This is a genomic window from Pontibacter qinzhouensis, from assembly GCF_008017455.1.
GTDB classification, from domain to species: Bacteria; Bacteroidota; Bacteroidia; order Cytophagales; family Hymenobacteraceae; genus Pontibacter; species Pontibacter qinzhouensis.
On the sequence record NZ_VRTY01000008.1, the window covers coordinates 44,953 to 56,733 of the forward strand.

The 11,781-nt window shown below is 48.7% G+C and carries 8 protein-coding genes and 1 pseudogene; 1 reads left to right on the top strand and 8 read right to left on the bottom strand.

Features of this window, described 5'->3' with window-relative positions; translation table 11 throughout:
- The first annotated feature begins 118 nt into the window (after positions 1-118).
- Positions 119-376, top strand: a complete 258-nt coding sequence (locus FVR03_RS03300) for a hypothetical protein (RefSeq protein ID WP_147920345.1) — start codon at positions 119-121, stop codon at positions 374-376.
- Between the two features lie 74 nt (positions 377-450).
- Here FVR03_RS03300 and FVR03_RS03305 read toward each other — a convergent pair whose 3' ends face one another.
- From FVR03_RS03305 to FVR03_RS03335, 8 genes and pseudogenes are all read right to left on the bottom strand, one after another.
- Entirely contained in the window at positions 451-1,170 is a 720-nt protein-coding gene (locus FVR03_RS03305) for a DUF4198 domain-containing protein (RefSeq protein ID WP_147920346.1), read from the bottom strand.
- Between the two features lie 191 nt (positions 1,171-1,361).
- Positions 1,362-2,600 (bottom strand): PepSY-associated TM helix domain-containing protein, encoded by a 1,239-nt coding sequence (locus tag FVR03_RS03310; protein WP_147920347.1) that lies wholly within the window; start codon positions 2,598-2,600, stop codon positions 1,362-1,364.
- A gap of 81 nt (positions 2,601-2,681) precedes the next feature.
- Positions 2,682-3,908, bottom strand: a complete 1,227-nt coding sequence (locus FVR03_RS03315; RefSeq protein WP_255474039.1) for a DUF4374 domain-containing protein — start codon at positions 3,906-3,908, stop codon at positions 2,682-2,684.
- A 37-nt stretch (positions 3,909-3,945) separates the two neighbouring features.
- Positions 3,946-4,767 (bottom strand): annotated as a pseudogene (locus tag FVR03_RS24890) (TonB-dependent receptor domain-containing protein); the annotation flags it as partial.
- Positions 4,768-4,821: 54 nt separating this feature from the next.
- Positions 4,822-6,324, bottom strand: a complete 1,503-nt coding sequence (locus FVR03_RS24895; RefSeq protein WP_255474040.1) for a TonB-dependent receptor plug domain-containing protein — start codon at positions 6,322-6,324, stop codon at positions 4,822-4,824.
- Positions 6,325-6,786: 462 nt separating this feature from the next.
- Positions 6,787-8,181 carry a DUF5723 family protein gene (locus FVR03_RS03325; RefSeq protein WP_147920348.1) on the bottom strand — a complete coding sequence of 465 codons (1,395 nt, stop codon included), beginning with the start codon at positions 8,179-8,181 and terminating at the stop codon, positions 6,787-6,789.
- A 171-nt stretch (positions 8,182-8,352) separates the two neighbouring features.
- Entirely contained in the window at positions 8,353-9,162 is an 810-nt protein-coding gene (locus FVR03_RS03330) for a DUF4249 domain-containing protein (protein ID WP_147920349.1), read from the bottom strand.
- Between the two features lie 14 nt (positions 9,163-9,176).
- Positions 9,177-11,471 carry a TonB-dependent receptor gene (locus FVR03_RS03335; protein WP_255474041.1) on the bottom strand — a complete coding sequence of 765 codons (2,295 nt, stop codon included), beginning with the start codon at positions 11,469-11,471 and terminating at the stop codon, positions 9,177-9,179.
- Between the last annotated feature and the right edge of the window lie 310 nt (positions 11,472-11,781).

Sequence of the window (11,781 nt, forward strand, 5' to 3'; positions counted from 1 at the left end):
CTCCATACCCTCACACACTGCGTCTCTTTTAGAACCTATCGGGCAACTTGCGTATAATGATAATTAAAATTGCCGCACAGCCTGTATCATGTGCCGCATCAACTTAAAAAGAAATACTATGAAAAATAAACTAAAACTGATATTAGCTTCACTGTTTATAGGATCCTCGCTTAGCCTGGCATCGTGTGGAGGTACAGGAGGAGATTCTGGCGAAAATGCAAGCATGCCACCAGAATCGCTAGAGGGCGAAACCCGCGAAACGGGAGCAGACATAACAGGCGACATGCCTGGCACCGGCACCTCCGACACACTCAGCACGAACGCCACCGGCACTGGCACCGACAGTGTCGGCCTAGGCACTACCACCGGCCAATAAATCAAAAGAGCGTCTGCCCGACATTGGAGGCAGACGCTCTTTTGACTTAGAAATAAATGATAGTAAGCGAGACTTTATTTAACTTCCAGGTGTCGCGTAGCTATTTTATAGATGGCCTTGTAGGGTTTGCCTCCTATCTCCCCTTCTGCTTCCTCTTTGTGTTGTGCCTCTAACAGGTAGTTGCCGCTCCACTCAGGTGTAAATGTGGCCTGCCCTTGCGAGCTGGTTACAATTTGCTTTTGCCAGCCAGCAGGCGCCATAACATTAACACGCACCTCTTTTGCTGCCTGCTCCTGGTTGTGCACCTGCAAAGTAACGAGCTTGTTCCGGCGAGGCTGCTGCCCGGCTGGCAGGGTCAGCAACAGGTCTTTCCTAATTGGCGGTTCTGGTGCTACCGATGCTTTATTGCCGACCATTACAAGGGCCGAGCTGTTAAATTCGTATACCGTGGTTCCTGCTACTTCGCCGGTCAAGTGGTTTACGTGCAGGCGGTACTGGCCCTCTGAGGCAGGCGTAAACGATGCGACAAAATGATTCTCTGCCGCCCACACCTCTACCTCCTGCTGCTTTCCGTCCGGGTCAGTAAGCCAAAGCTTAAACGTACGCACATCGGCATACCATTCCGAAACAGTCTCAAGAGTGCCGTGCTCAAATTCACCATAAAATATTTTTACCTGGTGCGGTTGCCCGGCTTTGCCTGCACCGGCTGTTTCTATCCAGAGGGCATGCGCCGTAGCGGTAGTATGTAGCAACAATAAACCGCAAAGTAAAAAAGTGCATTTTAGTAGTTTCATATTAATTGTATTTTGAATTTAATTAATTCATGTAAGAGAATGGAATTTATTTGAATCAATACAGGCCAAAAGTCCTATTCAGATATAGACAGCGTCACAAATTCCGGAATCCAACGTTTGATTTCTTTAATTTTGATAGAAGGGAAAAAAGTCTAACATCTTATGCCTAGATACTTGTGCCCTTTTAAAGATTAGGAGCGAACTACTTTTCTGACCCGGCGTTTCGCCGGAGCAGCCGCATCGGCAGTTACCAATTCCCGGTTTTCAGGCATTCTTTCCTTCTTCCCCCTTAATTTTCCTTTTTTCTTTTTGCCCCACCAGACAATGAAACCGGTAATAGGCAGGCTTCCTGAAATAATACAAGCCAGGAAAGCGATAATTTTTGTCCAGATTCCACCAATAGAGCCTACATGGAGATCGTAATTCAGTTGCATGAGTTTGTCGCCTCCGTTGCCATGCGGAAAAGGAGGTTTGGTGTGCAACTTCTTTAGCGAATGCTGCTCGTAATAATCTGTTTGCGCCAGAAAACGAGTGCCCGGTTTCGGATTTACTTCTACTCCCCAGGCACCCGCCTTACTAAACGGATATGTGATGCTTACATTATTTGCCTGCAAATCTACTTGCCGTCGCTGCAGCTGGGTAAACAGTACGTCTTCTTCGGCTCCTGCACCTTGGGCTAGTAGTGTGGTGTCTGACACAGGCCTTTCCAGGGTAAGCGTCTGGCCGCCGGAGCCAACCCAGTACACGGTGTCGGAGAACCATTTCATGCCATAGACCATGCCGGTTAAACCCAGCACCAGGGCCACCAGCAGGGCATAAAACCCGAGCACATTGTGCAGGTCGTAATTTATTCGCTTCAGGCTGGCTTTAAAATTCAGGAAGAAGCTACGGTTTCTGGTAGCAGAAGTCCACTTTTTAGGCCACCATAATACAAGCCCGGTTACCAAGGTAATTACAAAAATAAGGGTACTGTAGGCTACCACGGGCTTGCCGATGTTGCGGGGCAGCCATAGCTGGTAATGGCCCATGAGCATAATCCGGAAAAAATCGTCGTTCAGGTGCTGGTTGTGCAGCACTTCGGCCGTGTAGGGGTTTACATACACCACCTGGTAATCTTTCCGGTTGGCGTAGTAGGGCACAATGGCGCTGCGGGTTCTGCCCTGGTAACTAACCGCGTAAACCGACGGAAACCCGTATTTATCTTTTACTGCCTGGCTTAGCACAGAAGGCGGCAGAAACTCTTTTCCGGTGTCTGCTACTGTTTGGTAGGGCTGCAGCCATACCCGCAGTTCGTGTTCAAAGCTAAGGGCAGCAGCCGTTAGGCTCACCACCACCACCACAATACCCGAAATAAGCCCCAGCCAAAGGTGCAGCCAGGCCGAGATGCGGTAAAACAAGGAGCGGGAGGTTTTTTTCTGTTGCTTCGCCATGGCGTGTATTAATTTATAAGTATACTGGTGGCCTATCCGGGATTAGCTTTTAGAGCCTCTTCCTGAAAACGGTACAGGAGGTTAGTAGCTGAGCTTGCTGATGGCTGTAATTTTGCCACCGTCCACTTTTATACCTTGTGTGGCAGTGGCAGCACCGGCATCGAACTTATACACATAACTGCCTTCGGCGGTGGTAATACCAATGTAGGCAATACCATCTTCCACTACCAGGTTGTTGGTGGTTACATCTGTAATAGCAGTAGCCTCTGGTGCTCCCTGCACCCAGGTAAATGTTTTGGCATACACATCGGCCACGGCAAATCGTTTTCCTACACCGTAGGCATTTTTCACATCAGACATCATCAGGATAAATTTACCGTTGCCAGCATAGTTCTGGGCCGTTATGTGATAGCCGCCGGAAGCCTGCTCCAGGTCAAAGTAATAAATTTGGTCAAACTCCGTTTGTCCTTTGTTAATTTTGAGTACCGCCGATGGCTTAGAAGAAGTATAGTTGCCGCTGCTGGTCGCCACCGATGATGAAAAAGCATAAGCATCGCCTTTCTCATCGGCTACAAGGCCATTGGTAAAATAGCGACCAACAAAGCTGATGCGATCATCTTTTATAACTTTTTCGAGGGCCATGTCGGGGTAAGAGAACACGGCTACCCAGCTGCTATCAGGGTATTGCGTTCCGAAGGCATCGCTGCAGCAGCCTTTTATGCTCATGTAGGGGGCGTATACTTTGTCGCCAACCTGTGTAAGCCACGTAAAGTGTGCCCGTTCTCCGTTGCCAGCCAGCTTCACGATGTTTACTTTGCCTTCGCCTACTATTTGCATCTGCTCTGCGTTTACCCGGTACCACGATGCGTTTTCGTCTCCGCTGCGAGGTATTTTCATCATCAGGATGTCGTCGTTTACGGCTGCAAAAGCCTGCACTGCTTCTGACTGGAAGTTAGACAGTTTGGTGAGTTTGCCTTGCCCGTTCAGTTCGTAGGTGGTTACAGCTCCCGGGTTGCCCTGCCCGTACAACAAGCTGAAGAACCTGTTTTTGTTTGTAACATAGTAGCGATAAGTACCATCCTGCTCTATGCCATTGCCCACTGTGCTTATAGTGCCGGTTGTCAGGTCGTCGGTGGTGAGCAGGTAGTCGGCTACTCCTTCGGAGGCAGTGGGCGTAGAGGTGATGATGTATTTGGTCGTGCCGGTGGTTTCTTCTACAGCCGGAATGGGATCGTCTTCGTTACAAGAGGTGGTGAACAACATGCTCAGGAACAGGTAAGCAGCAAGTAAAATTTTGTTATTTTTCACGTTTATAAAATTGGTTTATGTAAGATGGATTAACTGATTAGCGATTCATGAAATATCTTAGCTTCACGGCAAAGCTTCTGCCCGGCTTCTGCAGACTAAAGTTGTCGTAGAGCTTGGCGTTTGCCAGGTTTCTGCATTCCAGGGTCAGGTTGTATTTGCCGCCACCCAGGGCATAAGTAAAGTTCAGGTCGTGCGAGAGCTGCCTCGGAATATCGAGCTTGTCGGAGCCAAGGCTGGGCCAGTACAGGTAGAAAGCGTGCACATAAAGCAGGTTGTAGCCTAAGGTCAGATGGTTGCCTTTCTTCAGGAGGTCGCGCAGGAAAAGTGACAGGTCCGCGTTGCCAAAAAGAAAAGGCATGTTCGGTATGCGGTCGCGGTACACCACGCTCTCGGTTGCCTGGTCCTCATCGTAGTGGGTGTTGTTGCGCAGGTTCTGGTAAGTAAAGTTTACGCCTGCAGAAAGCAGCTTTTTGTAGAAGTACCTGATCTCGCCATCAACGCCGGCATTGGTTACGTTAAAGAGGTTATCCATTACCTGCATGGTTTGGTTGTTGTTCAGCCTGGCCCTTATAAAGTCACGGGCATCGCGGTACATCATGTTACCGGCCAGGCTGAACTGGTGCACCGTGCCCGGGTTTGTTTCGTAGCTGATGCCCAGGTTATAGTTATGGCTGGTTTCCGGGTCGAGAGCGATGTTACCCTGCAGGTTTATCAGGTCGCCGTACAGTTCCTCGGTTTCGGGCAGACGGTAGCTTTTTTCGTAAGAGGCTTTTACCTGAACGTTGGGCGTTATGTAATAGGTAGAGGCAGCACCATACCCCAACTTGCTGAACTTGTTTTCCTGCTCCAGGTAGGCTACATCGCCCCAGTTGCCACTCGGGTTAACAGACTGGCTGTACCTGTTGGTCTGGGCTTAGTGTTTTACAAAAGCAGTTGAACTCCAGCGCTCGTTATAGTCGAACTTATAGCCAAAGCCGGTAATGTTTTTAAGGCTCTTTCTGGGTTGCTCGTAGCTGTTGTTTTCCGGGTAAAGCTCATCGCTGCCTTTCCGGTCGAAGGTGTTGTACACGTGGTTCAGCGACAGGGTCTGCTTTTGGCCGAGCTGGTAGTTCAGGTTTGCGGTCAGCAGGCCGTTGTTGTTGCTGTATTTGTACATAGACCTGGAGCGCTCGCTACCGGCACCTTCGTACTGTTTATAGTCTCCGAACCAGTTGTAACGGCGGTACACCGTGTCTATGTTCTGCTCTGTTCCAAGGTTGTAGTTGGCATTTAATGTTACATCGAGGCCTTTGGTGAGCAGGTTACGCTTCTGGTACTGCAGCGTGGGCATTACAATGTTGCCTTTTCTGTGCCAGTCGCCGAACACACTTACCAGGCGGGCTCCTGTCTGAATTTCGGAGTAGTTCTGCCCCAGGGTTACACCCAGAAAAAGTTTATCGGCGTAAGGCTTTCCGACCACTCCCACCTTGGCTATAACTGTTTCGTTGTGGTAAGTGTTGTGGAATCTCCTTACCCGCTGGTTCGGGTAATATTTACCGGTGTTGATGTCTGCCACATCTACATCTACCCAGTAGTTGTTGTCGGAGTAGTTCTGAAAAGCGTTAACCTGCAGCGTGAAGCCTGAGTTCGCAACATAACCAGCATTTAGCACCGACCGGTGTGTGTTGAAAGAACCGAAGGAGTAGGAAGCATCGAGGTAAGAGCGGGGAGCACTGCTGGTTACAATATTTACAGCGCCTCCCAAGGCATCAGAACCGAGCCAAATCGGCACCACGCCTTTGTACACCTCAATGCGCTCGGCCAGGTTTACCGGTATGTTGTTCAGCTGAAACGAGGAGCCAAAGTTATCCATGGGCACGCCATCCAGAAAAAACTTTACCTGCCTGCCCGTAAAGCCGTTCAGCGAGAAATTCATGCTGGAACCGACACCTCCTGTTTCGCGCACCCGCACACCGGCTACTTTATCGAGGGCGTGGCTTAGGTCGAGGGTAGAGTTGTGGAGTTTGGTGGCATCGATGGCGGTAACGTTATAGGCCTGCTCCCTGATCTGGTTTATTTCGGTTTTGCCTACAACCGTTACGCCTTTAATGAGATGGGCATTTTCTTTCAGTTCGAAATCGAGGCGAAGCTGCTGGCCGTTTTTCAGGGTAACTTCCTTTTGCTGCGCTACCTGCCCTACTGCCGTAACATGAATGGTAATGGGAGTACCGGCAGGCACCGACAAGGCATAAGCTCCCTCTGGATCGGTAACAGCGCCTGTAGTAGTTCCGGCAACGCGAATGGTTGCGCCTGCAAATGGCTCACCTGTTGGGTAAGTCACCTTTCCGGCAATAGTACCTGATGCACCCTGTTGGGCGTGCGCTAATAAGCTAAGGGCACAGAGTATGCCCAACAGCAAAATTTTGTTAACTTGCATATACTTTTTCTCGAAAGTACCCGGCGAAAGCTGGGTTGAGCTACACAGTTGGCGCTGTGTAGCTCTATTTTTTAACAGTACCAGGTACAGCTGTACCAAATACATCTGCAAATGTAGACTTATTTAGAATAAGTCCAAATAAAAATTAAAACCATGGAACATTCTTTCATGCGTAATTGTCTGCATTCTCTTTTCATATAGTGGCACAACTAACACCTGTTATATAACAAAAAAGCGCTGACACAGCTATGTGAGCGCAAAAGGAGTTTGTTCAATAAGATTTCAGGAAGTAACTGGTGTGTCTCACCTCCTGTTTATAAAGGATCATAAACAAGAGGTGAGACATCTGGTAATCATCAAATAGTTTTTACCCTTGGATGCTAAGGAGCCTCAAAACCTTTGGAAGGGGTATTCCATTAGAATAATTGGGAATTCTAAATCTGCTATAGGGCTTAACCAAGCTTACCTTACGGCTTTGCCGATCTTAAACCGCAGAAAGCCCATGGCAAACGAAGCGCCCGGATTATTTTCGGAGAAGGGGGCTACAATATCGCGAGTGGCAATACCGAACTCATAAACCGGTGTAACTACAGAGAAACCCAGCGGCAGGTTAAATTTTTCGCCGGCACCTGTAGAGAGGCCCGAACTTAAGCGGATAAACCGAACCGGCATAAAATCTACGCCCAGCCCTACAAAGCTCGATGCCAAATTACCTGGCGCTTTGTTTAAGGGTGCCACAAAATCCAGCCCGACTTCTACTCTTTTTCCTAACTGCATACCAACACCTGCGCGCAGGCGAGTGGGCAGGCTGGTTTGTATCTGATCTACAGGAGTAAATGTAAAAGCGCTGTCGACTACGTTCTGGGCAATGTCTATAAACTCATCCCAGTAATCGTCGTTGTTTCTGTCTCCTCTTGGTGGTAGCCTGAAACCATTGTCCTGGCCTTGGAGCAGGTTTTCGTTCCAGGTTATTTTTCCGATATCGGTCACAGAGAGAGCGGCCTTCACCATTTTATTTATTTCAGCTGAAATGCCCAGGTCGAAACCATGCCCATGCCCTACCGGGCGCAACAAGCCTCCTGTTCCTTTATAATTAAAACCAGGGCTGTTGATGTACTCGCTGTAATCGATATCCAGTACAGGAGCAGCGGCGTTATAGGCTTTTACGTTACCATCAAGGGCGCTGAACTCATAAATGGCCATGCCTTGCAGGTACTTATAGCCAACACCGGCATACAAATCGAGCAGGGGCAACTCCAGCAGTTTGCGCCCATAGGCCAGGTTCCACTCGTTCAGCCACGATGCTTTTATGGCAGTACCATCAAACACATCAGACACATACACTATATCGCCTGAATTTACTTCGTCGTAAATAGGGGCATCGTCGCCCAGAAAAGCCAACTCTGCAAAGTTTTTATTGAAGGCCACATTGCCCAGCATACGCTGCCGGTTACTGAAAGCAAAGCTACCCAAATGGCCCAGGTTAGCTGAAATGGCAAATGTGTTCAGATCGGCACCAATGTTCAGCACGTTGTTGCTTGCAAAAGCTCTGGCAAACTGCTGCCGGTCGGCCATAGAAATACTCTGCGCATCCGAGATGTTCAGGAATTGTCGTAAGGTTTGCCTGGTAAAGGTTTTTGAACTCACCGCGGCACCACCCTCAAACACCGTAAATGCCACCAAGTTGGAGCCTCTGGCAAGGTTAGATGGATTCACGCCAATGGCCTGGTAATCGGACACAAACGTGTTCATAACACCGCCACGGCCTGTCGCTGAAAAGCTGCTTAGCTCTACCTGTGCCAGCACCTGCACCTGGCTCAGGAGCAGAAATAAGAAAAACAGTATAATTCTATGCATAGTTGTTCGTAAAGGTTCTTTAGAAATGTAATGCAGGAAGCCGAACACAGCTGCTTCTACAGCATCAACCTCAAAGATAGAAGTTGGCTGCCTTTGTTGTACGACTTTTTATATCGGCAAAAGGCTATATCCGATTATATTTTTGTAAAACCTGCCTTACTCCATCAGAACTTACTCTACCACTACATTTCTTCGCTGCACCGTGTGCGCACTAAAATATCCTAAAGCACCACCCGTAATGTTAGTTACCGGGTTACCCGGAGCAGCCGCATTCTGGCCAATGGTCTGGTTCAGGCTATAGAAGTAGTCGTAAACAGGGCGCTCTATCGATTGCATTTCTACCAGAATGTTATCGCCCGGTTTAATGTCATCTTCGTCGTCGCCAAAGCGGGGCAAAGATCGCCGTACGGTTCTGCCATTGTTATACTGGTCGCGGCTTATAAAAATGTTGTTTACCTTCTGGTTGTTGATGTACAGCTCGTAGCGGTAAAAATTATCTTCTTCGGCCGGATCGTTAAAGAGGGCATAAGGCACCAGGCGCCCATCGCCGAAAGTAGTTACTTCTTCTACATACAAGCTATCGAAAGGAACAGGTGTGGGCATAGTAGAAACAGCGCTAAACGTTTCGTCGCCGATAGTGACCACCATATGGTAAGATCTGCCCGGCACGCCAGCCAGGCTGCTAACTGTGTAAATGCCCGGGCTTTGCTGCGTTAGTGTTTCGGTTGTGCCAGCGTTATCAGAAATAGTAACAACAGCATTACTGATGCCTTCGAACACATTATTATCAGAAAAGTTTTTGGTACGGGTAATGGTTACCTGGCCCGGGTTTTCGCCGTTGGTCAGGTAGCCTTCTATAACATAGCGCGGCGAGGTTGTGTTTAAGTCGATATCTACTACGCGTTCGCAGGCGGTCAGAAATTGGGTTAAGAGTGCGGCAGCAAGCAGAAGGAGCAGGTAGCGCATTTGATATAGTTTCATCTGGAGCGACTGGTTTAGAATCTGAAATTATAGGAGATGGAAGGCACCATTTTAAAGAGAGCAATCTGGTAAGCTTCCGTTCTGGAGGGGTCTACTTCGTTTTCTCTGAAGTTGATCAGGAAAGCGTTTTCGCGGCCATACACGTTGTAAATGCTGAAGACCAGCTCCGAAGAGTATTTTTCAGTGTCTTTCAGGGTTTTGGTGGCACCTATATCCATGCGGTGGTAATCGGGCATGCGGTAGCCGTTACGCTCGGTGTAGTAAAACACTACCTGGTCGTCTACGCGGTACTTCCCACTCGGAAAGGTAACAGCGTTGCCAGTGTTGTACACCCAGTTACCCGAAAGCGTCCATTTTTCTGAAAGCTGGTAAATACCTACAATAGAAATATCGTGGGTTCGGTCTTGCCTGGCAGCATACCAGTTGTTGTTGTTGATGCCCTCTATTAATCGTTCGGAGCGCGAGAGTGTGTAGCCGATCCAGCCATTAAACCGGCCGTATTTCTTTTTCAGGAAAAACTCTACGCCATACGCGCGGCCCTTGCCGAAGAGCAGCTCCGTCTCCACTATATCGCTGTTGGTAATGTTAGCACCGTCCTTATAGTCGATCTGGTTTTGCATGTGCTTGTAGTAACCTTCCACACCAAACTCATACAGGTTATCGGAGAAGTTACGGAAGTAACCCAACGATACCTGGTCGGCAAGCCCCGGCTTTATGTTGTTGGAGCTTGGCACCCACCTGTCGGTGGGGTTGGTGGTGGTGGAGTTTGAGAGCAGGTGCAGGTACTGGCTGGTGCGGGCATAAGAGGCCTTCAGCGACGATGTTTCGTTAAGCTGGTACGCTCCTGACAGGCGCGGCTCCAGGTTAAAATAAGTCTTCACAATTTCGCCGGAGCCATAACTGGTAAATCCTGTTACCTCACGATTTTGGTTAAGGGTATAAAAATCGCCTTTGCCAAAAATGCTGAACGAGGTAACCCGCAACCCATAAATAAGGCTGAGTCGCTCGTTGGCTGTCCAGGTGTTGGTGATATAGGCAGCATTCTCAAGCGAATATCTTTCCTGAAGGGCACTTGGGTTTATATTCGACTCGCCGGTTACTGATATCTCGCCGGGCACAACCTTGTGGTAAATAGCGTTTATCCCGAATTTGATCGCATTTTGCGGATTAGGGAAAAAATCGAATTCCTGCTTCAGGTTCAGGTCCTGAATGCGCGAGGTAATTTCGAAGTTATTATTATTTGTGTTGATGCCGATTTTGTAACTGTAATCGCTGAAGATAAAGGAGGTGTTGGAGAAAAGGCGGTCGCTGATCAGGTGGCTCCAGCGCACAGTGCCGGTGGCATTTCCCCAGTCAATGCCAAACTGATCTCTGAAACCCAGCTTATCGCGGCCAAAGTAACCCGACACAAAAAGCCTGTCTTTTTCCGATAAGGTATAGCTGAGTTTGGCATTGAGGTCGTAAAAGTAAAGGGAGCTGTTCCTGAAGTTATCGTCGCCGCTCAGTTTCAGAAAGGTGTCGGCATAAGTTCTGCGTCCGCTTATCAGAAACGACGATTTATCTTTTTGAATAGGACCTTCTACATTAAGCCTGGCCGAGATAAGCCCGATGCCACCACTCACTTTATAATCCTGGTTGTTGCCATCGTTCATCTTAATATCCAGCACCGACGACAGCCTGCCACCGTACTCCGCAGGCATACCGCCTTTGTACACGGTCACATCTTTTATGGCATCGGAGTTAAAAGTGGAGAAAAAACCGAGTAAATGAGAGGCATTATAAACAGGCGCATCGTCGAGCAGAATCAGGTTCTGGTCGGCCCCTCCTCCTCTTACATAAAATCCGGCATTGCCCTCGCCCGCCGATTTAATGCCCGGCAGCAGTTGCACCGTTTTCAGCACATCGCGTTCGCCCATGAGCACGGGCAGCAGGTTAATTTCCTGCATATCGAGCTTCTCCACCCCCGCCTGCGGGCTTCTTACGTTCTGGTCGGCACGCGTAGATGTTACCACTACCTCGCTTAGCTGCCTGCTCTGCGACTCCAGCCCAATAGTTAACCGCAAACTTTTGTCGAGGTTTACCTGCTGCTGCTGTTGCTGAAACCCTACATAATCGATCAGGAGCGTATAGGAAGCAGCCGGAAGTGTGATTGAGAAATTACCGAACTCATTGGTAGCGGCCCCTGTTCCGGGCAGTTCTGCCACCCGCACGGTTGCCCCGATCAGGGTCTCGCCACTGGCTTTATTTTTTATGGTGCCGCTGATGGTATATTTGGTTGCCTGAGCGACAGCATGCTGTGATAACTGCACCAGGCAAAAGAGCAAAGGTGCAAACAAACGAATTGCATTGGTACAAGTAGAGGTAAAGAGCATTCTTTTAATTGGTTTTAATAGTTCAGATCTAAATGAACTACTGTATTTAGAACTTCAACGTGTGTTCTGTAGAACTGCGTATATATAGGTTATAAAAAATATTTAACAGGCAGCAGATCGTTATGTTTTCGGGGGCAGTCACTTTTTTTAGAATGGTATGCTATAGGTACTGTTTCCCCGCCAGAGCCTCTCAGTTACCAGTTTTCGCGTATCTTGCCAAAGGCAGTAGACCACCAGCATCAGAACT